The sequence below is a fragment of the Streptomyces sp. NPDC043176 genome, assembly GCF_056436715.1.
In genome coordinates, this window is record NZ_JBWKCA010000015.1 from 81,389 (window position 1) to 104,337 (window position 22,949).

Genomic DNA, 22,949 nt, shown 5'->3' on the forward strand with positions numbered 1-22,949 from the left:
CTCGACGTCGGTCGCACGCGCGAACTCACCGACCGTAGACCTCACTTCCGGCAGAAGTCTTTACCTCCCGGTCCCCGCAGCGGTAACTTCCGGCCGACGCAAAATGTTTCAGAAACTTTCCGAGAGCGTTTCCAACGGTGCTGATCCCCCATCCCCCACCGGCCCGCACGGAACGCGCCCCTGCCTGGAGAACGAGATGACGCGTACCCCCACGCGGCCACCGGCACGTCCGGTGGCCGCCCTGGCCGTGGCCGCCGGCCTGCTCGGACTGGTCGCCGCACCGTCCGAGGACGCCGCACCGCGGACCGCGCCGGTCGCCGCCGTCGCGGAGAACACGGCGACGGTCTTCTACTGGACGAAGACGAAGAACTGGGCGGCCTACAACCTGCACTACGCCCCCGACGGCGGCTCCTGGACCACCGTCCCCGGCGTCGCCATGGAGGCCGCCTGTACGGACTGGGTGAAGAAGACCGTCACCCTCGGCGCGGCCGCCGGGCTGCAGGCCACCTTCAACAACGGCACCGGCACCTGGGACAACAACGGCGGGAGGAACTACGCCCTCGGCACCGGGGCCATCACCGTGAAGGACGGGGTCGTCGCCCACTCCGACCCCTGCTCGGGCACCACGCCCACGCCGTCCGCCAAGGCCACGGTGTACTACTCCACCGAGACCCTGGGCTGGTCGACCGCCAACATCCACTACCAGCCCGCGGGCGGCTCCTGGACGGCCGCCCCCGGCGTCGGGATGCAGACCGCGTGCGCCGGCTGGTGGAAGCGGGAGATCGACCTGGGAACGGCGACGGCCCTCAAGGCCGCGTTCAACAACGGCAACGGCACCTGGGACAACAACGGCGGCGCGGACTACGCCATCGGAACGGGCGTCAGCACCGTACGGAACAACGTGGTGACGGCGAACGCGGCCGATCCGTGCGCCGCCGCCACGCCCGACACCCAGGCGCCGACCGCCCCCGGGCGCGTGACCGCCGTGGCAGACGGGACCTCGGTGCTGCTCACCTGGGACCCGGCGACGGACGACAGGGGCGTGACGAAGTACCAGGTCACCCGGGTCGGCGGCAGCGGCGGCACGGTCGTGACCGACGTCGGCTCCACGGTGTACTCGGACACGGGCCTGGCCGAACGGACCGCCTACAGCTACACGGTGAAGGCCGTGGACGCGGCCGGCAACGTCTCCGCCGCCTCGGCCGCCGCGACCGTCACCACCGGCGACAGGCCGACGACCCCCGCCACCGGGAAGCCCCTCGGCACCGACCCCCGCAAGGACCCCGTCTACTTCGTCCTCACCGCGCGCTTCAACGACGGCGACGCGTCGAACAACCGCGGCGGCAGCCAGCACGTCAAGTCCGGCAACGCCGCCAACGACGACCCCATGTTCCGGGGCGACTTCAAGGGCCTCATCCAGAAGCTGGACTACGTCAAGGGGCTCGGCTTCTCCGCGATATGGATCACCCCGGTGGTCCTCAACCGGTCCGACTACGACTACCACGGCTACCACGGCTACGACTTCTACAAGGTCGACCCGCGCCTGGAGTCGGCCGGCGCCTCCTACCAGGACCTGATCGACGCCGCCCACGCCAAGGGCATGAAGATCTACCAGGACGTCGTCTACAACCACTCCTCCCGCTGGGGCGCCAAGGGCCTGTTCACGCCCACCGTGTACGGCGTCCGTGACAGCCAGTGGAGCTGGTACTACGACGAGAAGCAGCCCGGATTCGAGTACGACGGCCTGACCATCGACCCGAAGACCGGGAAGTCGTACTACAACGGCGACCTGTGGTCCACGGCCGAGCCGACCGGGAACACCTGCCTCGACTGGGGCAAGCCGACCGGCGGCAAGAGCGCCGAGGGCTACACCGTCTACAACTGCCAGTGGCCCAGCCCGACCTCCGGCATGTTCCCGAAGGCGCTCTACCACCAGTGCTGGATCGGCAACTGGGAGGGCGAGGACTCCCGTTCCTGCTGGCTCCACGAGGACCTCGCCGACTTCAACACCGAGAACCCGACCGTGCAGAACCATCTGATCGGCGCCTACAACAAGTACATCGACATGGGCGTCGACGGCTTCCGCGTCGACACCGCCGTACACGTTCCGCGCACCACCTGGAACCGGCGCTTCCTGCCCGCCATCCAGGAGCGGGTGACGCAGCGCCACGGCGCCGAGGCCGCGAGGAACTTCTTCGTCTTCGGCGAGGTCGCCGCCTTCGTCAACGACAAGTGGAACCGCGGCTCGGTGAACCACTCGGCGCAGTTCTACACCTGGAAGGAGCGCAAGGAGTACGACATCGACGACACCAAGGCCGCTCTGGAGATGTACGACTACGAGCAGCAGCAGGGCACCGGCAACCAGCCCACCTCCACCAACGCGTTCCTGAACGGGAACAGCTACCACGCGCCGGACCACAGCAGGTTCTCCGGCATGAACGTCATCGACATGCGCATGCACATGAACTTCGGTGACGCGTACAACGCCTTCTCCAACGGCAAGGACTCCGACGACAGTTACAACGACGCCACCTACAACGTCGTCTACGTCGACAGCCACGACTACGGACCGAACAAGTCGAGCGAGCGGTACACGGGCGGCACCGACGCCTGGGCCGAGAACATGTCCCTGATGTGGACGTTCCGCGGCATCCCGACGCTCTACTACGGCTCCGAGATCGAGTTCCAGAAGGGGAAGAAGATCGACTGCGGGCCGTCCTGCCCGCTCGCCACCACCGGCCGCGCCTACTACGGGGAGCACCTCGCCGGCTCGGTCACGGCCTCGGACTTCTCCCGGGTCTCGTCGGCGTCCGGCGCCGTCGCCGGCACGCTCCAGCAGCCCCTGGCGCAGCACGTGCAGCGGCTCAACCAGATCCGCCGCGCCGTCCCCGCCCTCCAGATGGGCCAGTACTCCACCGAGGGCATCTCCGGCGGCATGGCCTTCAAGCGGCGCTACACCAGCGGCACCACGGACAGCTTCGCCCTGGTCACCGTGTCGGGCGGCGCCACCTTCTCCGGCGTCCCGAACGGCACCTACACCGACGCCGTCACCGGCGACGTGCGCACCGTCGCCAACGGCACCCTCACGGTCGCCGCGCCCGGCAAGGGCAACCTCCGGGTGTACGTCCTGAACGGTCCCGGCAGGATCGGGGCCTCCGGCCCGTACCTGAAGTAGAGGCCGCGCGAGGATCGACACCGTACGGGGCGGGCCGGGCCCGCCCCGTACGGTGACAGCGCCGGTTTGCCACCCCGGCGGGCGGGCGGACTGCGGGAACCGGGGCCTGTGCCGCCCCGCTCCCCGGAGTGGTGGGAACGAAAGGGGCAGGAGGGCGGATAGAACCGCCTTCCCGGCGCCGCCAGATCAACAGTGCGTCACACGAACAGGCTTTTCGGACAGAACACTTCCCTCCGCCCCATGAGTCTGGGATCTTGCCTCCACCCCACACATCACAGGGCCCGGCAGGCGCCACCCGCGCCACCGGGTCATCGGAGGACGCATTGTTTTCCCACATATCCAGCCGGCTGAGGGCTTCGGCCATCGCCGTGGCGGCGCTCGGTACGACCGTGGCGCTCGCCGTTCCCGCCGGATTCGCCCAGGCAGCAACGTCGGACACCGCGCCCGTCGCGGCCCGTTCGGCGGGGGCGGACCAGGCCACCACGACCACCACCGCCGCGGCGGCGCCGGCGGCCTGGGTCGCCGGCACCCGCGCGTACCTGGTGATCACCGCTCCCGGTGGCACCTCCGCGGTGAGCGGCGCCGTGGCGACCAACGGAGGTTCGGTCTTCGCCACGTACGACGCGATCGGCGTGATCGTGGCGCACTCGGCGTCCGCTTCGTTCGCCACGTCGATGCGCGCGGTCGGCGGCGTCCAGCAGGTCGGCGCGACCCGGACCTCCGACGTCCCGGCCGACGCCTACAACCCGGCGCTGCCGGCCAACCCGGCGCAGTCCGCGACCACGCTCACCGAGTCCAACCGCTGGGACATGACCCAGATCAAGGCCGACCAGGCCTGGGCGGTCACCACCGGTTCGTCGACCGTGAAGGTCGGTGTCCTCGACACCGGCGTGGACGACCAGCACCAGGACATCGCGCCCAACTTCAACGCCGCCGACTCGGCCTCCTGCGCCTACGGCAAGGCGGACACCCGCGCCGGCGCGTGGCGGGACGTCGGCACCCACGGCACGCACGTCGCGGGCACGATCGCGGCCGCCAAGAACGGCAAGGGCGTCATCGGCGTCGCGCCGGGCGTGAAGATCTCCGCGGTCCGCATCGCGGAGCCGACCAGCAGCCTGTTCTTCGCGGAGAACACGATCTGCGGCTTCATGTGGGCCGGTGACCACGGCTTCAAGGTCACCAACAACAGCTACTACACGGACCCGTGGCAGTTCAACTGCCCGGACAACGTGGACCAGGCCGCCATCATCGAGGGCGTCCGCCGTGCCCAGGTGTACGCCGAGGGCAAGGGCTCGCTCCAGGTCGCCGCCGCGGGCAACTCCAACTACGACCTGGCGAACAAGACGACCGACTCCGAGAGCCCCAACGACTCGACGCCGGTCACCCGCACGATCACCAACGCGTGCATCGACATCCCGACCGAGCTGCCGGGCGTGGTGACCGTCGCCTCGCAGGCCAGCGGCGGCGCGAAGGCCTCGTACTCGAACTTCGGCAACGGCGTCATCGACGTCGCGGCGCCGGGCGGCGACGGCTCCACCCAGGTGTACTCGACGCTTCCGGGCGGCAAGTACGGCAACATGAGCGGCACCTCGATGGCGTCCCCGCACGTCGCCGGCGTGGCCGCGCTGATCGCGAGCGTGAACCCGACGTTCACGCCGGCCCAGATCCGTGACCAGCTCGGCGTCCAGGCCAACGACCGCGCGTGCCCCTCGGACACCCGCTGCACCGGCACCACGGCGAAGAACGGCTTCTTCGGCGAGGGCGCGGTCGACGCCCTGAAGGCCGTCGGGGGCTCCACCCCGCCGCCCGGCGCGTACTTCGAGAACCTCGCCGACGTCGCGATCGCCGACAACAGCACGGTCGAGAGCCCGATCACGGTCAGCGGGGTGACGGGCAACGCCCCGGCGACCCTCAAGGTGGGCGTGGACATCAAGCACACCTACATCGGTGACCTGAAGGTCGACCTCGTCGCCCCGGACGGCACCGTCTACACCCTGCACAACCGCACGGGCAGCGGCACCGACAACATCGCGCAGACCTACACGGTCAACGCGTCGGCGGAGGTCGCCAACGGGGTCTGGAAGCTCCGCGTGAACGACAACGCCAGCCAGGACACGGGCAGGATCGACGCCTGGAACCTGACCTTCTAGGAGGCCGCGCCCCGGTCTCCCAGGAGGCCGGGACCCGACCCTCCCGCACCTTCCGACCCGGGAACGGGGCCGGAGCCGCCACGGCTCCGGCCCCGTTCACGTACCCGGGGTAACCCAGAGGAAAAAGTCCGTACCGAGGGGTAGGCCCGCCCCGGAGGCTTGCTATACGTTCCGTCTAACAAGCTTGCTAGACGCGATGTCTAACAAGAACCCGAGCCGCTCACGCGACCCAAGGAGCCGCACCATGGCAAGCAGCACCGTTCGCCCGGACGACCAGGACGTCACCGACTCGGACGTCGCCGAGCGGTTGCTCCGGTCGGCGGCGAAGCTGTCGTACGACCCCGCCGTCGAGGTGGACTGGGACACCCCCCTCGACAAGGACTTCCACGGACAGAGCCCGGAGTGGAACTCCCTCTACGGCACCGCCTACTGGAACGAGATGACCGAGGAGCAGCGCAAGGAGCTGACCCGGCAGGAGACCGCCTCGGTGGCCAGCACCGGCATCTGGTTCGAGATGATCCTCCAGCAGATGGTGCTCCGCGACATCTACCGCATGGACCACACCGACCCCCGGTTCCAGTGGGCCCTCACCGAGATCGCCGACGAGTGCCGGCACTCGATCATGTTCGCCCGCGGCTCCCAGAAGCTCGGCGCGCCCTCGTACCGGCCCAAGCGCGCGGTGCTGGAACTGGGGCGGTTCATGAAGACCGTCGGCTTCGGCGAGGCCGCGTACGCCGGCATCCTCGTCGCCGAGGAGGTCCTCGACGTCATGCAGCGCGACTGGATGCGCGACGAGCGGGTCGTCCCCTTCGTCCGCACCATCAGCAACATCCATGTGGTCGAGGAGTCCCGGCACATGAAGTTCGCCCGGGACGAGACGCGCCGCCACCTCGCCCGCGCGGGCAGGACGCGCCGCCACTTCCAGGCCCTCGTGGTCGCCATCGCCGCGTACTACATCATCACCAGCCTGGTCAGCCCGGAGGTGTACGTGCGGGCCGGACTCGACCCCGAGCGCGCCCGTCGCGAGGCCGCCGCCAACGAGCACTACAAGGCACAGCTGCGGGCCAGTTGCGCGGGCCTGATGGAGTTCCTCGCCGACGTCGGCATGCTGACCCGGCCCGCGCTCTTCTTCTACCAGCGCGCCCACCTCGTCTGACCCCTCCGAGCCGAGCAGAGCAGAGCCGACGACATGACCTACGCGATCACCCAGACCTGCTGCAACGACGCGACCTGCGTCGCCGTCTGCCCGGTCAACTGCATCCATCCCACGCCCGAGGAACCGGACTTCGGGACCACGGAGATGCTGTACATCGACCCGAAGTCCTGCATCGACTGCGGAGCCTGCGCCGACGCCTGCCCCGTCGACGCGATCTTCCCGGCGGACCGCCTCACCGCCCGCCTGCGGGAGTACGAGGGGATCAACGCGCGATACTACGCGGAGCGGACGCCCCCGCCGGCCGTGGCGTCGCCCAACTTCCACACCTGGGGCGGCCCTTCCTTCCCCCGCTCGCTGCCCGCCGACTTCGCCCCGCTCCGGATCGCGGTCGTCGGCACCGGACCCGCCGGCATGTACGCCGCCGAGGACCTGCTGCTGCACACCAACGCCGAGGTGACGCTGATCGACCGGCTGCCGGTGGCCGGCGGCCTCGTCCGCCACGGCGTGGCGCCGGACCACCCGGCGACCAAGGGCGCCGGGGAGACCTTCGCCCGCTTCCACGCCCACCCCCGGGTCCGCATGCGGCTCGGCCTGCGGGTCGGCGAGGACGTCACGGTCGAGGAACTCGCCGCGCACCACGACGCGGTGGTCTACGCGGTCGGCGCACCGGCCGACCGGCGCCTCGGCATCCCCGGCGAGGACCTGCCCGGCAGCGTCTCCGCCACCTCCGTCGTCTCCTGGTACAACGCGCACCCGGAGACCGCCGGGGACGCCGTCCGGCTCTCCGCCGAGCGGGTCGTCGTGGTGGGCAACGGCAACGTCGCCCTCGACGTCGCCCGCGTCCTCGTCATGGACCCGACCGCCCTCGCCGCCACGGACATCGCCGACCACGCCCTCGCCGCCCTCCGGGGAACGCCGGTCCGCGAGGTGGTGCTGCTCGGCCGCCGCGGCCCCGAGGACGCCGCGTACACGGCCTCCGAACTCCTCGCCCTGAAGCACCTGCCGGGCGTGGACCTGGTGGTCGACGACCACGACCCCCGCACCGGCGCGGCGATCGACGCGGCGGAGCCCGGGTCGAAGGCGGCGCTGCTGCGGGACGTCGCCCGGGAGAGGGTCGGCCGGACGCCCGCCCCCGCGCCGGACCGGCGCCGGATCGTGCTGCGCTTCCACTCCGCCCCCGTCGAGGCCCTCGGTACCGACCGCGTCCGTGCGGTCCGGGTGACCGAGGACGGATCGGAGTCCGGTACGGAGCTCGGGGCCGGGCTGCTGGTCCGGGCGATCGGGTACCGCGGCGTCCCGCTGCCGGGGCTGCCCTTCGACCCCGCCACCGGCACGGTGCCGCACGAGGCCGGGCGGGTGACGGGACTGCCCGGCGGCTATGTCGTCGGCTGGATCAAGCGCGGTCCCTCCGGCGGCATCGGCGCCAACCGGGTGTGCGCGGAGGAGACGGTCGGGACCCTGCTCGCGGACGCGGTCGCCGGTGATCTGCCCACCCCCACGGGCACGGCCCAGGACTTCCGCCGGCTGGCCAGGAGCCGCAGTCGGGGTCTCGTCGACGCGCGCGGCCTCGCGGCCATCGACCGGGCCGAACGGGCCCGCGGCCGGGACACGGGGCGCCCCCGGGTCAAGCTGGCGACGGTGCCGGAGCTCGTCGCGGCGGCCCGGGGCGGGCGGTGGCGCCGGAGCGGCTGAGGGGAGCGGCGGGGGAGCTGCCGGAGCGCTCCGGGCCGCGGGGGATCCGGCCCGGGACGGCGGGCCGGTGCGGAGCCGGTACGGATCAGACCAGGACGCCCAGGGCCTGGCGGACCACGATCGCGTTGAGCCGCACCCCGAACGGGACGACGTCCGTCAGGTCGAGCGCGAGGGCCCGCCCCTTCGGCAGCTCCACGGTCACGTCGACGCAGAAGGCCAGGGCGTACATGTACTCCCCGGTCTCCTCGTCCTGGAGGGCGAAGAACAGGTCACGGTAGAACCGGGTGCGCTCCGCGGACTCCTCGTACACGGAGAGGCCGGGCTGCCCCTCCTGGGCGGCGAGGCCGGTGAAGGCCCCGACGAGCTCCCGCTCGACGGTGGCCCAGAAACCGGCCTCCGCGCATTCGGCCGGCAGCGCCTGCCGGACGGCCTCCTTGAGGGAGAGCACCATGACCAGGACGGGGGCGTACTCCTGGAGCCCCCAGCCCCTGACCATCTTCACGACGGTGCTGTCCGGGACGGCCGCGGCGGCCTCCCGGATCGCCTCGAAGTCGAAGTTGACGGTCGCCGGGGCGATCGCCTCCTGGAACACCCGGTCGATGGACCGGGCCTGGTCGAGGTGGTCCGGTGCCACCTCGACGACGGTCCTGAAACTGGCGGCCAAAGCTCCTCCTGGATGATCTCGGTGATCAGGAGGGGTCAGTATGCCGAGGCACCCACGCCCCGGTGAGGGGCGTCCGCCGTGCGGACAGGGGGCGCGGCCGTACGGAGGCCGGGCTCGGGGGTACGGAGGCGCAGCCCGGTCGTGCGGAGGCGGTGCTCAGCCGCGGCCGCGGCGGGGCTTGGTGCTCTTGCCGCGGGCCGCGGCGCCCTTGCCGCCCGTACGCATGCCGCTCTTGGCGCCGCCCTTGAGACCGCCCTGCTTGGCACCGCCCTGCTTGGCACCGCCCGACTTCGCACCGCCGGACTTCGCGGCACCGGGCCTCGCGGGCTTCTTCTGGTCCTGCCGCGGCTGCTTGCGACCCTTCAGCTCCTCGGCGCGGCGGCCCCGGGTGCTGTTCACCGTGCGGCCGCGCACGATCCCGATGAACTCCTCCACCAGGTCAGGGGCCTCGTCGGCCGTCGGCCACGCCAGGGCCACGCGCGACTGCGGGACGTCGTTGAGCGTCCGGTACGTCAGGTCCTTGCGGTGGTGGAGCCGCGCGAGGGACTGCGGGACGGCGAGCACGCCGACGCCCGCCGCGACCAGCTCGACCGCGTCGGCGGTCGTCTCGGGGCGCTCCGTCGCGGGGCGGCCCGGGGGCCGCTCCCAGCCGAGGGTGTCGTCGAGGGGGTGCAGGACCAGCTCGTCGGCGAGGTCGCCCGCCGAGATCTCCTCGACCTGGGCGAACAGGTGGTCCTTGGGGACGACGACGACCGTGGTCTCCTCGTAGAGGGGAATGGCGCTGAGGTCGTCCCCGTCGACGGGCAGGCGGACGAGTCCCGCGTCGGCGGAGCCCTCCCGGAGCAGCCCGAAGGCCTCGACGGGGGTGGCCGAGAGGAGCGTGAGGGGTACGTCGGGCAGTCGCTCGTTCCAGATCCGCACCCACTTCGAGGGTGTCACCCCGGGCACGTACACGAGCCGGAACGAAGGACCCGAGGGGGCCGAGGAGGAGACCGAGGGGGATTCCGCGGGGGAAGCCGCGTCGGAATCCGAGAGGGAATCCGCGGGGGAAACGTCCGAGCCTGTCACCCCGCAAGGCTACCGGTAGCGGACGTGGTCGGAGGTCGCCCGCATGCTCGATACCCTTGACACCATGACGTCGCACCAGAACACCCAGACGATGAAGCCCGCGACCGCGGCGAAGAAGCTGGGTGTGTACCTCGAGGCCACCCCCGCCGACTTCCAGGAGGGTGTCGTCTCGCGCGCCGAGCTGACCGAGCTCCAGGCCAACCCGCCCGCCTGGCTCCAGGAGCTGCGCGCCAACGGCCCGCACCCGCGCCCGGTCGTCGCGAACAAGCTCGGCGTCTCCATCGCCGGCCTCGCCCGCGGCGGGATCACCGAGCCGCTCACCACCGAGCAGATCGAGGCGATCAAGCAGGAACTTCCCGAGTGGCTCAAGAAGGAGCGCGCCACCCAGTCGGAGGTCCGCAAGGAGACCGTCCGCATCAAGGAGCGCGACGCGGAGCGGGCGCGCCGCGATCAGGACGCCTGACCCGTCCCTTCACGCCACGCCGGTCCGGACCGAGGAGGTCCGGACCGGCGTGGCGTGTGTGCGGGTGGGGGAGTCATCCCCTCATGAGTGACACGAGCAGCACGAACACCGCGTCCGAGCCGCCGGTCGTCGTCGGCGTGGACGGATCCGAACACAGTCTCCGCGCCCTGGAGTGGGCCCTGGGGGCGGCGGAGGGCCTGGGGGCTCCTCTGGTGATCGCCCACGTGCGGTCCGACGCGCTCCAGCTGGGCGCCGCCCGGATCGCCTCCCTGGGCACGGAGCCGGAGCTCCCCGACACGGTCCTGAAGGCCGTGCGGACCGTCGTCGAGGAGGGCGGCCACTCCGTTCCGGTGCGGTACGCGTCGCTCGACGGGTCCGTGACCGACGCGCTGCCCGCGGCGGCGCGCGGCGGGCGTCTCCTGGTCACCGGGTCCCGGGGGCACGGCGGCTTCGCGAGCCTGCTGCTCGGTTCGACCAGCCGGACCCTGGCCATGACCGCGCCCTGTCCGCTCGTCGTCGTGCCGCACGAGGCGCGCGCGGCGGCCCTGGAGGGCGGGGCGGAGGCCGGCCGGGTGCTGCTCGGCCTGCATCCGGAGGAGACGCCGGACGAGGTGGTGGCGTTCGCCTTCGAGACGGCGCACCGCCGGGGCGTACCGCTGGAGGCCGTGACGGCGTTCCGGTTGCCGCCGCAGCCGGGTGCCCTGCTCGCGGCGCCGTCCCCGGCGCTGCAGGTGCCGCCGCCGCTTCCCCTGGCGGACGAGGGCGCGGAGCTCGTACGGGAGGCGGAGCGGGAGCAGGGGGAGCGGTTGCGGCCCTTCGCCGCGCGGTGGCCGGGGGTGGGTCTCACCGCCGTGGTGGCGCCGGGCGACGCGGCGGGACGGCTCGTGGAGGGTTCGCGGAACGCGGGCCTGCTGGTGGTGGGACGGCACCACAGGCACCGTCTCGGCTCGCTGCTCATCGGTTCCGTGGCGCACGCGGTCCTGCACCATGCCCACTGTCCGGTGGCGGTGGTGCCGGCGGCGCCCTCGGGCGCCGGTGCGGGGCCGGGGGCATGACAGTCCCCGGCGGTCCGGGTCGGTTCGCGCGGGTCGTAGGCCGTCGCCGACGGTTCCCGTGGCCGACCGGCCCCGCCGGGGGCCTGGCCAGAGCCTGCTGAAAGGGTCACGCGGGCCTTCGAACGTCTTCGGAGGCGGGTGCGGCTCTCTCCGGTTGTCCGGTGTAAGAAAGAGTTTCCTCCTTTTTCTGCCCGATACAAGAGGTTTCTCCCTTTTGTTACGTGTCAGTGCCGCCTGGTAGACAAGGGCCCATGACGACCGCAGATCACGCCGCCACCGCCCGCCGGAACGTCGAGCCGCCGGCCGCCCAGGCCTCCCTCGGCGCGGGGGTGGTGGTCGTCGACGACACCGGCCGGGTCCTGCTGGGCCTGGACCGCTCCGGGGTGTGGGAACTGCCGGGCGGCAAGGTCGAACCGGGCGAGTCGATCGAGGCGGCGGTCGTCCGCGAGCTGGCCGAGGAGACCACGCTCGTCGCCGACGCCGCCGACGTCGAGGTGCTCGGGCTCGTCCTGGACGCCGTCACCTCGGCGCGGCTGACCCGGATGACCGTGGCCACGGTGGTGCGGGCCTTCCGCGGAGGCGCCGCCGCGGCTGAGCCGGAGAAGATCGAGCGCTGGGAGTGGACGGAGCCGGACCGCCTGCCGGAGGCGCTGTTCCTGCCCTCCGCCCAGGTGCTGCGGATGTGGCGGCCCGAACTCCCACTGCCCGACGGCCCGTTCCACCGGTACGCGATGGGGCGCCTGCCGCGCTGACGCCCCCGTCCGGGTGAAGGACCGCCCCCGTTCACTCTCCGTCACCGAGCGGGGTGGCGTGGCCCTGGTTAGCGTGGCTCGAAGGAACCACGTCCTCCGACCGGAAGAGAGAGTCACCGTCATGGCCGCACGACCTGAAGGCACGCCGGTCTGGACCGACGCGATGTACACCGACGTCGAGGGCGCCAAGATGTTCTACGGCGAGGTGCTCGGCTGGACCTTCGGCGAGTCCTCCTCCGAATACGGCAACTACACGCAGGCCTACAAGGGCACGAAGGCGGTCGCGGCGGTCGTCCCGCCGATGCCGGGACAGGACGGCGAGCCGCAGTCGGCCTGGTGTCTGTACTTCGCCTCGCCGGACGTCGCCGCCACGGCGGAGAAGATCCGGGCGGCGGGCGGCGCGGTCCTGATGGAGCCGATGCAGGTCGGCGACTTCGGGTCGATGTGCATCGCGCAGGATCCGACCGGCGTGACCTTCGGCGTCTGGCAGGGCGGGGCACACGAGGGCTTCGAGCTGGAGGGCGAGACCGGCTCGTTCGCCTGGGCCGAGGTCTTCACGCGGGAACCGGAGAAGTCCGACGCCTTCTTCACCTCCGTCTTCGGCTACGGCTCCAAGAAGATGAAGGACGAGCACGTGGACTACCGGGTCTTCGACCTCGGTGGCGAGCAGCCCGTGCTCGGCCGGATGAAGATGACCTCGGAGGACTTCCCCCCGGAGATCCCCTCCTACATCCAGATCTACTTCGGCGTCGACAACTGCGACAAGGCCGTCGAGAAGGCCGAGGCGGTCGGCGGGCGGAAGGTCTTCGGGCCGATGGACAGCCCCTACGGCCGGTTCGCGGCCATCCTGGACCCGCAGGGCGCCGCGTTCGCGGTCATCGACCTGCGGACCACGGTCGGCGAGATGCCCGAGATGGAGTGACGGGTACGGGACACCGCCCCGGGGCCCGGTGGTCCCGGGGCGGCGCCGTGCGTCTCAGACGCCGTCGCGGACCGCGACGAGGCCGTTGAACACCCCGACGTACACGGTGCCGTCCGGTCCGGCGGTGACCGGCGCCCAGTTGTCGTCGTGCGCGAGGCCGGTGCCGGTGAACCGCCAGAAGGCCCGCCGACCGGTGCGGAAGCCGACGGCGGTTTCGGCTGTCCGAACCCCCTCGCGGAGGTCACGGCCTGAGGCTGGAGACCACGTTGGCGGTGGCGGCGACGCCGTTGTGGATGGTGGGCGCCATGCTGGTGCCGGCCATGAAGAAGCCGAGCAGGGCGCAGACGAGCGCGTGGGTGAACTTGAGTCCTCCGCTGCGCAGGAAGATCACGGCCAGCACCAGCAGCAGCACCACGACAGAAATGGAAACGGCCATCGCGTTCACGTCCCTCCGTCGCCGCACCGGAATTGCGGCGTTCGGCGGACAGTGTGGCGGAATGGGCGGTCCGTCCGGGCGTATGGCGGGGCGGCCATACGGGTGAGATTCGGACGGGACCGGTCACGGAGGGGCCCGGTGTCCACGGCGTCGTCACGGGGTCCGCGCGGCGGGCAGGCACTCCTCCCACTCGACGGTGCGGTCGCACCAGCGGCGCAGCAGGACGCGGTCGTGACCCACGGCGAGCAGGCCGGCGCCGGTCTCGGCCCGGTAGGTCTCGACGGCGGCGACGAGGGCGGCCGTGGTGGAGGCGTCGAGCATCGCGGTCATCTCGTCGCAGATCAGCCAGCGCGGCCGAAGGACCAACGCCCGTGCCAGACAGGCGCGTTGGAGCTGCCCGTCACTGACCTCGTGGGGTCGCCGGGCGAGCAGTTCGGGGGTGAGGCCGACGGTCGGGGCGAGTGCGGCGAGGCGCCCGGCCGCCTCGGCGCGACGACCGGTGGCGCGCAGGGGTTCGACGATCAGGTCGGCGAGGGTGAGCCGGGGGTCGGCCGCGGTGCGGGGCTGCTGGAAGACGACACCGACGGCGGTGCGCTGTTCGCGCGGGGCACGGTGGCGCCAGGCGCGGACCTCGGCGCCGTCGAGGACGAGCCGGCCCGAGTCGGGGCGGTGCAGCAGCGCGGCGACGCGGGCGAGGGTGGACTTGCCGCAGCCGCTGGGGCCGAGGAGCCCCACGGACTCGCCCGGGGCGACGGTCAGCGAGGCGCCGCGGAAGACGGGGGTCCGGCGGTCGTAGCCGGCGGTGACGGTGTCGAGTTCAAGCACGGACGTCCTCCGGGTGGTGGCAGGCCACCCCGGCGCGCGGCTCGGGCCGGGTGGCGCAGAGGGCGGTGGCTCGGGGGCAGCGCGGGGCGAAGGCGCAGCCGTCGGGCAGGTCGGAGAGTTCCGGCGGCATGCCGGGGATCGGGGTGAACCTCCGCGCGGGGAGGGCGTCGAGGAGGCCGCGCGCGTAGGGGTGCCGGGGTCCGGTCGGGCCGAAGAACCGGTGGGCGGGGGCCAGTTCGACGATCCGGCCCGCGTACATGACGGCGACGCGGTCGGCGACGCGTTCGGCTGCGGCGAGGTCGTGGGTGATGAGGAGCAGGCCCCTGCCCTCGTCGACGTGGCGGCGCAGTTCGTCCACCGTGCGGTGGACGAGCTCCCGATCCAGGCCGGTGGTCGGTTCGTCGGCCAGCAGGAGCCGGGCGTCTCCGATCAGGGCGAGCGCGGTGGCCGCGCGCTGCGCGAGCCCGCCGGACAGCTCGTGCGGGTACCGGTCCAGGTGCCCGGCGGGGAACGCGGTCCGGGCGGCGGCGTCCTCGGCGGCCTTCCGCCGTGCCCGGCGCGGGACCGCGGTGAGGGCCCGCACGGTCTCCTCCAGTTGGGCCCGCACGGTCCTGACGGGGGTGAGGTGGGCCGCCGGGCTCTGCGGCACGAGGCCGACGCGCCGGCCCCGTACGGTGCGGGCGAGGGTCTTCTCGTCGGCGGCGAGGAGGTCGGTCGTGCCGGGTCGGGCGGCCCCGTCTCCCCGGATCGTCCCGGCCGTGCCCGCGCCCCCGTCCGTACGCGTACCAGCGCCCGTACCCGTACCAGCGCCCGTATCAGCTCCCGCGCCCGCCAGCAGCGCGGTACCGCTCGTCTCGGCGTTCCCGGGCAGGAGGCCCAGGAGCGCCGAGGCCAGGACGGATTTGCCGCAGCCGCTCTCGCCGACGAGGGCGAGGCACTCCCCCGCCGCGAGGTCGAAGTCCGCGTCGCTCACGGCGGCGACGGCGCGGCCACCGCGCAGCCGGAAGCGGACCGTGAGGCCGCGGACGCTGAGCAGGGCGTCCTCGGCCCGTTCGGCGGTGACGGCCTCCAGGGCGCGCAGGACCTTGCCGTTCGCGGCGGTCACAGGGTCGGCTCCGATCGGCGGCGCGGGTTGAGCCGGTCCCGCCACGCGCCCGCCAGGCCCGCGAGCGCGAGGGTCGGGACGATGAGGAGGAGGCCGGGGAAGAGGGCCGGCCACCAGTGGCCGGTGAGGAGGGAGGAGCGGGCGTTCTGTACGAGGTTGCCGAGGCTGGCCTGGTGGCTGGGGAGGCCGAGGCCGAGGAACGAGAGGGCGGACTCGTGCCACATGGCGTGCGGGACCATCAGGACGGCGGCGAGTCCGGCCTGCGGCAGGACGGCGGGGAGCAGGTGGCGGACGGCGACGCGCCACCGGGTGGCGCCGCCGGAGACGGCGGCGTCCACGAAGGGCCGGGTGCGCAGCGAGAGGACCTCGGAGCGGACGATCCGCGCGGTGGAGAGCCAGTGGGTGACGGCGACGGAGGCGATGACGGGCCAGACCCCGGGTCGGAAGAGGGCGACGACGAAGATGCCGAGCAGGAGGTGCGGCACGGAGGAGAACGCGTCGACGAGCCGCATGAGGGTGCGGTCGGTCCAGCCTCCGAGCGCTCCGGCCGCGGCGCCGACGGCGGTGCCGGCGACCGTGGCGACGAGTGCGGCGACGAGGCCGACGAGCAGGGAGATCCGCAGGCCGTAGACGCAGCGCAGGAGGAGGTCGCGGCCGAGGTCGTCGGTGCCGAAGGGGTGCTCCCAGGACGGCGGGAGGAGCTTGCGGGAGAGGTCGACCGCCTGCTCGTCCAGCTGGACGAGCGGCGGCACGAGCAGGACCGCGAGCAGGAGGGCGCCGATGGTGACGGCGGAGCTCCACAGGCGCGGGTGGTGCGTGCGCGGGTCAGCCATCGAAGCCCACCCTGGGGTCGGCGAGCCCGTACAGCAGGTCGGAGAGGAGGTTGCCGAGGAGTACGGCCGCGGTGGCCGGCACGGTGAGTGCGGCGAGCAGCGGGAAGTCGACCGCGGTGGCCGCGGTGACGGTGGCGGCGGCGATGCCGGGCCAGCTGAAGACGGTCTCCACAAGCAGGGCTCCGGTGATGAGTTCGGGGACGCGGGAGCCGACGAGGGTGAGCATGGGCAGCATGCCGGAGCGGAGTGCGTGGCCGGTGAGGACGGTGCGTTCGCTCAGGCCGCGGGCGCGGGCGCCGCGCACGGGGTCCTCGTCGAGGGCGTCGCCGACGCCCTGGCGGACGTACAGGAAGAACCACGGCAGCTGGGTGAGGCCGAGGACGAGTGCGGGAAGCACGAGGTGGCGGGCGACCTGGCCGGCGGTGACGGTGTCGCCGGCGGTGTCGGTGAGCCCGCCGGCGGGCAGGACGCCGAGCCGCAGGGCGAAGAACCAGATGACGAGCAGGCCGAGCCAGAAGGCGGGGGCGGCTTCCAGGGTGTACGCGGCGGAGCTGACGGCCCGGTCAAGGAGGCCGCCGCGGCGGCGCCCGGCGAGGACGCCGAGGAGGGTGCCGAGGGCGAGGGCGACGAGGAAGGCGGTGGCGGCGAGGAGGACGGACCAGCCGAGCCGTTCGCCGATGACGTCGGCCACGGGTCGGCGCATGACCGAGGAGTCGCCGAGGTCTCCGGTGAGGGCGGCGGTGAGCCACTCCCACCAGCGGGTGAGGAGGGGGTGGTCGGCGCCGAGGTTGGCGCGGAGCTGGTCGAGGTTCTCCTGTGAGGCGGTGAGTCCGGCGGTGCCGGCGTAGGCCTTCACGGGGTCGAAGGGGGAGGCTTCGGCGACGGCGAACACCGCGAAGGTGACGGCGAGGAGGAGGGGGACGGCGGCCAGGGCGCGCCGTCCCGTCATCCGTGCCATGGCCCCCCAGGGGAGGCGGCGGCTCAACTCTTCGGCTTCCAGTTCTCGACGTTCCACCAGGGGCCGGAGGCGAGGCCGTGGTCGTGCGGCTCGACCTGGGTGTCCAGGCCGTCCCAGCGGTCGTTCACGACGTACAGGTGGTCGACGTGGGTGAGGAAGGTGTAGCCGGGGTTCTTCACCAGTGCGCGCTGGACGGTGTCGTACGCGGCGCGGCGCTTGGCGAGGTCGTTCGTCCGGCGGCCGTCCTCCAGGGCGCGGTCGACGGTCCCGTCGTCGTACCAGGCCATGTTGTTGAAGCCGTCGCCGGCGAGGGAGGACTTCAGGAGCGGGTACTGGTCGAAGTCGGGGTCGCCGGGAGAGCCGCCGCCGGCGAGGACGGCGTCGGTCTTCATCCGGGGCTCGATGACCTCCCAGGTGCCGGCCTGGGTGGTGACGGCGATGCCGGCCTTCTTCGCGTCGGAGGCGTAGGCGAGGGCGTGGTCCTGCCGGAGCTTGTCGCCGGAGAGGTACCAGAGCGGGAACGCGGCGCGGACGCCGTCCTTGACGCGGACGCCGTCGGGGCCGGGCTTCCAGCCGGCCTCGTCGAGGATCCTCCGCGCGGCGGCGAGGTCGTGGCGGCGTTCGGTGCCCCGGGCGAACCAGGGGCTGTCGGTGGGGACGGGGCCGTAGGCGGGCTTTCCGGCGCCTTCGAGGAGCTTGTCGACCATGGCCTGCCGGTCGACGGCGACGTCGAGGGCGCGCCGGACGGCGGTGTCGCCGGTGACGCGGTGGTGGGTGGGGAGGGTGACCGTTCGGTAGTCGTAGGTCCTGGCGGTGTACGTCTTCTTCGCCGGGTCCTCGGCGAATCCGGCGGCGAGGTTCGGCGGCAGGACGGCGCCGTCGAGGTCGCCGGCGCGGAGCCGGGTGGCGCGGACGTCGTCGTCCTTGACCACGGCCATGGTGAACCGCTTCACCTCGGGCGCGCCGTCCCAGTAGGTGGGGTTGGCCGCGAAGGTGAGCTTCTCGCCCCTGGACCAGCCGGTGAGGACGTAGGGGCCGGTGCCGATCGGCCGGGTGGTGAAGGCGCCGGTGTTGACGTCCTGGCGCGCGGCGACGTGTTCGGGGGCGATGGCCTGGACGGTGCGCTCGGCGAAGGGGGCGTAGGGGTACTTGAGGGTGAAGACGACGGTGTCGTCGCCGACGGCGCGGACGCTCGCGAGGGCGTCGAGTTCGGTGCGGGAGGCGTTGTTGGTCTTCGGGTCGAGGATCGTCCGGTAGGTGAAGACGACGTCCTTCGCCGTGAAGGGCGCTCCGTCGCTGAAGGTGACGCCGTGGCGGAGCGGGTAGGTGTAGGTGAGTCCGTCGGCGCTGACCTGGGGCAGCTTGCTCGCGAGGGCCGGTTCGAGCTTCATGTCGGCGTCGAAGGCGAGCAGGCCGTCGAAGATCTTGGAGTTGCCGTCCTTGCCGTAGCCGAGGAGGGGGCTGAGCGTCTCGGGTTCGTACGCGATGCCGACGACCGCGGAATCCTTCGGTCCACCGGATCCGCCGGCGGTGGCGCCGGGGTTCGAGCAGGCCGCGGTGGCGAGGGCGAGCACCCCTGTCACTGTCGCGGCGGTCGCGCGGCGAACGGATCGGGCGGCCATCGTGTCCACACCCCTTTTGAAGATCGACTGCTATTGCGAACAGTTCGCAATTAAAACAGCACGTCAAGGGGTGCGGACACAGGGGCCCCTTACCCGGAGGCCTCGGCTCCGCTACGCGGGCGCCGGCAGGTCCATCAGCACGGCGATCGCGTCCTGGTGGACGCCGGCCGAACCGAGCGCGATCTGGTCGGACTTGGCCCGCTTGAGCGCCAGGTGCGCGGGGTGCTCCCAGGTCATCCCGAGCCCGCCGTGCAGCTGGACGCACTCCTCGGCGGCCCGGACCGCGACCTTGGAGCAGTAGGCCTGTGCGACGGCCACCGTCAGCGGGGCGTCCGGGCTGCCGGTGGCCAGGGCGTCGGCCGCGGCACGGGCTGCCGCCCTGGCGCCGACGAGGTCGAGCCAGAGCTGCGCCATCCGGTGCTTGAGCGACTGGAAGGAACCGACGGGACGGTTGAACTGGTGGCGCTCACGGGTGTGCCGGACCGTCTCCTCCAGGCACCACTCGGCGATCCCGAGCTGCTCGGAGGCGAGCAGCCCCGCCCCCGCCAGCAGACCGCGACGCACCGCCGCACGGGTCGCGTCGGCCCCGGCGAGCCGGGTGCCGCTGCCCTCCCGCGTGGTGACCGCGGCCAGCGGCCGGGTGAGGTCGAGCGGGGTCCGCGGCTCGATCACGGCCTCTCCGGCCGGTACGGCGTACAGGCCGTCGGCGCGCGGAACGAGCAGGACGTCGGCGGCCACGGCGTCGGCGACCCCGGTCACCGCGGAGCCGGTCCGCGGCTCCACGCCCGGGCCGGCCGAGAGCGGTACGGCGAGCACCGCGACCGTACCGCCGCCCGCCACCCCGGCGAGGAGTCCGGCCGCCGGGCCGGCCTCACCGGCGTCGCCCTCGGCGAGCGTCAGCAGGGTCTCGGCGGCCACCACCGCACTCGTGAGGTACGGCACCGGGGTCACCGCCCGGCCCAGCTCCTCCAGGACGACGGCCGCCTCGCGGTGGCTCGCGCCCTGGCCGCCGAGCTTCTCGGGGACGAGGAGTCCGGCGGCGCCGATGCCGGTCGCGAGGGAGGTCCAGACGCCCGGGAGGTAGGGGCTGTCCGACTCGATGCGGTCGAGCACGGTCTGGTGTCCCGCCCGGTCGGCGAGCAGGTCGCGGACGGCCGCCCTCAGGTCGTCCTCGGTGTCGGAGTAGAGCAGGTTCGGCGATCGCGTCATCGGGCGAGGTCCTTCCAGGCGACGTCCTTGTCGTTGCGGGGCTCGGGCGGCAGGCCGAGGACCCGTTCGGCGACGATGTTGAGGAGGACCTCGGTCGTGCCGCCCTCGATCGAGTTGCCCTTGGAGCGCAGATAGCGGTAGCCGGCGTCGCGGCCGGTGAAGTCGACGAGTTCGGGACGGCGCATCGTCCAGTCCCCGTACAGCAGGCCCTCCTCGCCGAGCAGTTCGACCTCGAGGCCGCTGATGGCCTGGTTGAGCCGGGCGAAGCCGAGCTTCATCGCGCTGCCCTCGGGTCCCGGCTGGCCCGCGACGAGCTGCTGGCGGAGCCGCTCGCCCGTGAGCCGGGCCACCTCGGCGTCGACCCAGAGGTCGAGGAGCCGCCGGTGCAGGTCGTGGGTGCGCAGCTCGGGCCGGTCGCGCCAGGTCCCGGCGAGCTTGCCGATCATGCCGCCCTCGCGGGGGACGCGGGCGCCGCCGATGGAGACCCGCTCGTTCATGAGGGTGGTCTGCGCGACCCGCCAGCCGTCGCCGGTCGCGCCGAGCCGGTGGGCGTCGGGGATGCGCACGCCGGTGAGGAAGACCTCGTTGAACTCCGCCTCGCCGGTGATCTGGCGCAGCGGGCGCACCTCGACGCCGGGGTCGGTCATGTCGCAGACGAAGTAGGTGATGCCCCGGTGCTTGGGCGCGTCCGGGTCGGTGCGGGCGATGAGGATGGCCCACCGGGCGACGTGGGCGCTGGAGGTCCACACCTTCTGCCCGTCGATCACCCAGGTGTCGCCGTCCTTGACCGCCCTGGTGCCGAGCGCGGCGAGGTCGGAGCCGGCGCCGGGCTCGCTGAAGAGCTGGCACCACACCTCCTCGCCCACCCACAGCGGCCGGAGGAAGCGGCGCTTGACCTCGTCGGAGCCGTGCGCGAGCAGGGTGGGCGCGGCCATGCCGAGGCCGATGCCGATGCGGCGGGGATCGTTGTCCGGGGCGCCCGCGGCGGCGAGTTCGGCGTCGACGACGGCCTGGAGCGCGCGGGGCGCGTCGAGTCCGCCGAGGCCGACGGGGTAGTGCACCCAGGCGAGTCCGGCGTCGAAGCGGGCCTTCAGGAAGTCGGTGCGGTCGGTGGTGGCGGGCGGGTGCTCGTCGAGCAACCGCCGCACCAGTGCCCGGAGTTCGTCGGCGTCGGTCATGCGCGGGCCCCTTCCGGGAGGACGACGAGGCGGCCGGTGGTGGTGCCGTCGGCGACGCGCTGCACGGCGTCGGCCGCGCCCGCGAAGGGGACGCGTTCGCCGATGAGCGGCTTGATCAGGCCCTTGGCGGCGTAGGCGGTGAGGGTCTCGTGGCAGCGGACGATCGAGGCCGGGTCCTTCGCCGCGTACAGGCCCCAGTGGAGGCCGAGGACGGAGTAGTTCTTCACCAGGGCGTGGTTGAGGGCGGGGGCGGGGACGGTGCCGCTCGCGAAGCCGACGACGACGATCCGCCCCTCGAAGGCCACGCACTTGGCGGACTGCTGGTAGGCCTCGCCGCCGACCGGATCGTAGACGACGTCGACGCCGCGGCCGCCGGTCGCGGCCTTGACGGCGGCGATCACGTCCTCGGAGCGCCGGTCGATCACCACGTCGCAGCCGAGGGCGCGGGCGACGGCCGCCTTGTGCGGGCCGCCGACGACGCCGATGACGGTGGCGCCGGCCGCCTTGCCGAGCTGGACGGCGGCGCTGCCGACCCCGCCGGCCGCCGCGTGGACGAGCAGGGTCTCGCCCTCCTGGAGGGCGGCGCGGCGGTGCAGCCCGAACCAGCCGGTCTGGTAGCCGATGTGCAGCGCGGCGGCCTCGGCGTCGTCGAGCGCCTCGGGGGCGGGGAGGAGCCCGGCGGCGTCGGCGAGGGTGTACTCGGCGAAGCCGCCGTGCGGGAGCGCGGCCGTGGCGATGACCCGCCGGCCGTCCTCGGTCTCGGCGCAGACCTCCACGCCGGGGGTGAAGGGCAGCGGGGGCCGCACCTGGTAGTGGCCGCGGCAGAGCAGCGCGTCGGGGAAGTTGACGTTGGCGGCGCGGACCTTCAGGAGGACCCGGCCGTCTCCGGGCTCGGGCGGTTCCACCTCCTCGCGGCGCATCACCGCGCCCGGTTCGCCGTTCTCGTACACACGCCATGCCTGCATCCGGAATGCCTCCTCCGTACCGAGCGGTCGGTGGCATACTAAGCGGTCGCTTGCCCCGGTGGGAACGGCTCAGCCGGACTTCTTGGGCCGCGCCCTGACGTGCATGCGCTCCCCCTGCGGGCCGAACAGGCTCAGGAACTCCACCGGCCCGTCCGACGTCGGTCCGAACCAGTGGGGCACCCGCGTGTCGAACTCGGCCGCCTCCCCGGCGGTCAGGACGACGTCGTGCTCGCCCAGGACGAGCCGGAGCCTCCCGGAGAGCACGTACACCCACTCGTACCCCTCGTGGACCCGGGGTTCGGGGGCCTCGTACGGCTTCTCCTGGACCACCTTGTACGCCTGGAGTCCGCCGGGCTGCCGGGTCAGCGGGTACATCGTGCGACCGTGGCGCACGATGGGCTTGGCCTTGACCCGGGGGTCGCCCACCGCCGGGGCGCCGACCAGCTCGTCGAGCGGCACCTGATGGGCGCGGGCGAGCGGCAGGAGCAGCTCCAGGCTGGGTTTGCGCTGCCCGGACTCCAGCCGGGAGAGGGTGCTCACGGAGATGCCGGTCGCGGCGGACAGCTCGGCCAGGGTCACGCCCCGGTCGCGGCGGACCCGGCGGAGCCGGGGACCCACCTCGTTCAGCACGGCGTCGATGCGGTCGTCGTCGGTCATGCGGCCAGTGTTGCAGAAACGGCAACATTCCTTGCCGGAGAGCCGCGATCCGGCCGACGCTCGG

General features: G+C 72.7%; 20 protein-coding genes. 8 read left to right on the top strand and 12 right to left on the bottom strand.

What is annotated here, in order from left to right:
• Positions 1-196 precede the first annotated feature (196 nt).
• From AC067A_RS24005 to AC067A_RS24020, 4 genes are all read left to right on the top strand, one after another.
• Positions 197-3,175: a carbohydrate binding domain-containing protein gene (locus AC067A_RS24005; protein ID WP_479244525.1), complete on the top strand. Its 2,979-nt coding sequence runs from the start codon at positions 197-199 to the stop codon at positions 3,173-3,175.
• A 323-nt stretch (positions 3,176-3,498) separates the two neighbouring features.
• On the top strand, positions 3,499-5,325 hold the full coding sequence (locus tag AC067A_RS24010) for a S8 family serine peptidase (RefSeq protein ID WP_479244526.1): 1,827 nt from the start codon (positions 3,499-3,501) through the stop codon (positions 5,323-5,325).
• 244 nt (positions 5,326-5,569) lie between these two features.
• Positions 5,570-6,481: an AurF N-oxygenase family protein gene (locus tag AC067A_RS24015; protein WP_033200877.1), complete on the top strand. Its 912-nt coding sequence runs from the start codon at positions 5,570-5,572 to the stop codon at positions 6,479-6,481.
• Between the two features lie 33 nt (positions 6,482-6,514).
• Entirely contained in the window at positions 6,515-8,173 is a 1,659-nt protein-coding gene (locus AC067A_RS24020) for an FAD-dependent oxidoreductase (protein WP_479244527.1), read from the top strand.
• A gap of 85 nt (positions 8,174-8,258) precedes the next feature.
• Here AC067A_RS24020 and AC067A_RS24025 read toward each other — a convergent pair whose 3' ends face one another.
• Together AC067A_RS24025 and AC067A_RS24030 are read right to left on the bottom strand one after the other, a co-directional pair.
• On the bottom strand, positions 8,259-8,837 hold the full coding sequence (locus AC067A_RS24025) for a Type-2Aa cytolytic delta-endotoxin (RefSeq protein WP_479244528.1): 579 nt from the start codon (positions 8,835-8,837) through the stop codon (positions 8,259-8,261).
• Between the two features lie 156 nt (positions 8,838-8,993).
• Entirely contained in the window at positions 8,994-9,776 is a 783-nt protein-coding gene (locus AC067A_RS24030; protein ID WP_479244529.1) for a LysR family transcriptional regulator substrate-binding protein, read from the bottom strand.
• Positions 9,777-9,969: 193 nt separating this feature from the next.
• Here AC067A_RS24030 and AC067A_RS24035 point away from each other — a divergent pair, with 193 nt between their 5' ends.
• The 4 genes from AC067A_RS24035 to AC067A_RS24050 all read left to right on the top strand — a co-directional run bounded on the left by AC067A_RS24035 (position 9,970) and on the right by AC067A_RS24050 (position 13,097).
• A complete protein-coding gene (locus AC067A_RS24035) occupies positions 9,970-10,368 on the top strand; it encodes a DUF5997 family protein (RefSeq protein ID WP_479244530.1) in 399 nt (132 codons plus the stop codon).
• An 83-nt stretch (positions 10,369-10,451) separates the two neighbouring features.
• A complete protein-coding gene (locus AC067A_RS24040; protein ID WP_479244531.1) occupies positions 10,452-11,423 on the top strand; it encodes a universal stress protein in 972 nt (323 codons plus the stop codon).
• Between the two features lie 251 nt (positions 11,424-11,674).
• The gene (locus AC067A_RS24045) at positions 11,675-12,175 is read left to right on the top strand and encodes a nucleotide triphosphate diphosphatase NUDT15 (RefSeq protein WP_479244532.1); all 501 of its coding nucleotides are present in this window, start codon (positions 11,675-11,677) and stop codon (positions 12,173-12,175) included.
• 121 nt (positions 12,176-12,296) lie between these two features.
• The gene (locus AC067A_RS24050) at positions 12,297-13,097 is read left to right on the top strand and encodes a VOC family protein (RefSeq protein WP_479244533.1); all 801 of its coding nucleotides are present in this window, start codon (positions 12,297-12,299) and stop codon (positions 13,095-13,097) included.
• Positions 13,098-13,338: 241 nt separating this feature from the next.
• On the opposite strand, the gene AC067A_RS24055 is transcribed toward AC067A_RS24050, so the two are convergent.
• The 10 genes from AC067A_RS24055 to AC067A_RS24100 form a co-directional block, all read right to left on the bottom strand.
• Positions 13,339-13,533 (bottom strand): hypothetical protein, encoded by a 195-nt coding sequence (locus AC067A_RS24055; protein WP_033200996.1) that lies wholly within the window; start codon positions 13,531-13,533, stop codon positions 13,339-13,341.
• A gap of 153 nt (positions 13,534-13,686) precedes the next feature.
• On the bottom strand, positions 13,687-14,358 hold the full coding sequence (locus AC067A_RS24060; protein WP_479244534.1) for an ABC transporter ATP-binding protein: 672 nt from the start codon (positions 14,356-14,358) through the stop codon (positions 13,687-13,689).
• Positions 14,351-15,463 (bottom strand): ABC transporter ATP-binding protein, encoded by a 1,113-nt coding sequence (locus AC067A_RS24065; protein ID WP_479244535.1) that lies wholly within the window; start codon positions 15,461-15,463, stop codon positions 14,351-14,353. Before AC067A_RS24065 ends, AC067A_RS24060 begins: the two co-directional genes overlap by 8 nt.
• A complete protein-coding gene (locus tag AC067A_RS24070; protein WP_479244536.1) occupies positions 15,460-16,296 on the bottom strand; it encodes an ABC transporter permease in 837 nt (278 codons plus the stop codon). Before AC067A_RS24070 ends, AC067A_RS24065 begins: the two co-directional genes overlap by 4 nt.
• The gene (locus tag AC067A_RS24075) at positions 16,289-17,281 is read right to left on the bottom strand and encodes an ABC transporter permease (protein ID WP_479244537.1); all 993 of its coding nucleotides are present in this window, start codon (positions 17,279-17,281) and stop codon (positions 16,289-16,291) included. Before AC067A_RS24075 ends, AC067A_RS24070 begins: the two co-directional genes overlap by 8 nt.
• Entirely contained in the window at positions 17,278-18,876 is a 1,599-nt protein-coding gene (locus AC067A_RS24080) for an ABC transporter substrate-binding protein (RefSeq protein WP_479244538.1), read from the bottom strand. Before AC067A_RS24080 ends, AC067A_RS24075 begins: the two co-directional genes overlap by 4 nt.
• A gap of 111 nt (positions 18,877-18,987) precedes the next feature.
• The gene (locus AC067A_RS24085; RefSeq protein ID WP_479244539.1) at positions 18,988-20,085 is read right to left on the bottom strand and encodes an acyl-CoA dehydrogenase family protein; all 1,098 of its coding nucleotides are present in this window, start codon (positions 20,083-20,085) and stop codon (positions 18,988-18,990) included.
• Positions 20,082-21,263 (bottom strand): acyl-CoA dehydrogenase family protein, encoded by a 1,182-nt coding sequence (locus tag AC067A_RS24090; protein ID WP_479244540.1) that lies wholly within the window; start codon positions 21,261-21,263, stop codon positions 20,082-20,084. The genes AC067A_RS24085 and AC067A_RS24090 overlap by 4 nt, the downstream gene beginning before the upstream one ends.
• Positions 21,260-22,228: an NADPH:quinone oxidoreductase family protein gene (locus tag AC067A_RS24095; protein ID WP_479244541.1), complete on the bottom strand. Its 969-nt coding sequence runs from the start codon at positions 22,226-22,228 to the stop codon at positions 21,260-21,262. Before AC067A_RS24095 ends, AC067A_RS24090 begins: the two co-directional genes overlap by 4 nt.
• A 69-nt stretch (positions 22,229-22,297) precedes the next feature.
• Positions 22,298-22,885: a helix-turn-helix domain-containing protein gene (locus AC067A_RS24100; RefSeq protein WP_479244542.1), complete on the bottom strand. Its 588-nt coding sequence runs from the start codon at positions 22,883-22,885 to the stop codon at positions 22,298-22,300.
• Positions 22,886-22,949 lie beyond the last annotated feature (64 nt).

What these genes read in the sequence shown, in the direction of transcription:
- AC067A_RS24005 (WP_479244525.1), top strand. Translation starts at nt 197, where the DNA reads ATGACGCGTACCCCCACGCGGCCACCGGCACGTCCGGTGGCCGCCCTG.
- AC067A_RS24015 (WP_033200877.1), top strand. Translation starts at nt 5,570, where the DNA reads ATGGCAAGCAGCACCGTTCGCCCGGACGACCAGGACGTCACCGACTCG.
- AC067A_RS24020 (WP_479244527.1), top strand. Translation starts at nt 6,515, where the DNA reads ATGACCTACGCGATCACCCAGACCTGCTGCAACGACGCGACCTGCGTC.
- AC067A_RS24035 (WP_479244530.1), top strand. Translation starts at nt 9,970, where the DNA reads ATGACGTCGCACCAGAACACCCAGACGATGAAGCCCGCGACCGCGGCG.
- AC067A_RS24040 (WP_479244531.1), top strand. Translation starts at nt 10,452, where the DNA reads ATGAGTGACACGAGCAGCACGAACACCGCGTCCGAGCCGCCGGTCGTC.
- AC067A_RS24045 (WP_479244532.1), top strand. Translation starts at nt 11,675, where the DNA reads ATGACGACCGCAGATCACGCCGCCACCGCCCGCCGGAACGTCGAGCCG.
- AC067A_RS24050 (WP_479244533.1), top strand. Translation starts at nt 12,297, where the DNA reads ATGGCCGCACGACCTGAAGGCACGCCGGTCTGGACCGACGCGATGTAC.
- AC067A_RS24055 (WP_033200996.1), bottom strand. Translation starts at nt 13,533, where the DNA reads ATGGCCGTTTCCATTTCTGTCGTGGTGCTGCTGCTGGTGCTGGCCGTG.
- AC067A_RS24070 (WP_479244536.1), bottom strand. Translation starts at nt 16,296, where the DNA reads ATGGCTGACCCGCGCACGCACCACCCGCGCCTGTGGAGCTCCGCCGTC.
- AC067A_RS24080 (WP_479244538.1), bottom strand. Translation starts at nt 18,876, where the DNA reads ATGGCCGCCCGATCCGTTCGCCGCGCGACCGCCGCGACAGTGACAGGG.
- AC067A_RS24085 (WP_479244539.1), bottom strand. Translation starts at nt 20,085, where the DNA reads ATGACGCGATCGCCGAACCTGCTCTACTCCGACACCGAGGACGACCTG.
- AC067A_RS24090 (WP_479244540.1), bottom strand. Translation starts at nt 21,263, where the DNA reads ATGACCGACGCCGACGAACTCCGGGCACTGGTGCGGCGGTTGCTCGAC.
- AC067A_RS24095 (WP_479244541.1), bottom strand. Translation starts at nt 22,228, where the DNA reads ATGCAGGCATGGCGTGTGTACGAGAACGGCGAACCGGGCGCGGTGATG.
- AC067A_RS24100 (WP_479244542.1), bottom strand. Translation starts at nt 22,885, where the DNA reads ATGACCGACGACGACCGCATCGACGCCGTGCTGAACGAGGTGGGTCCC.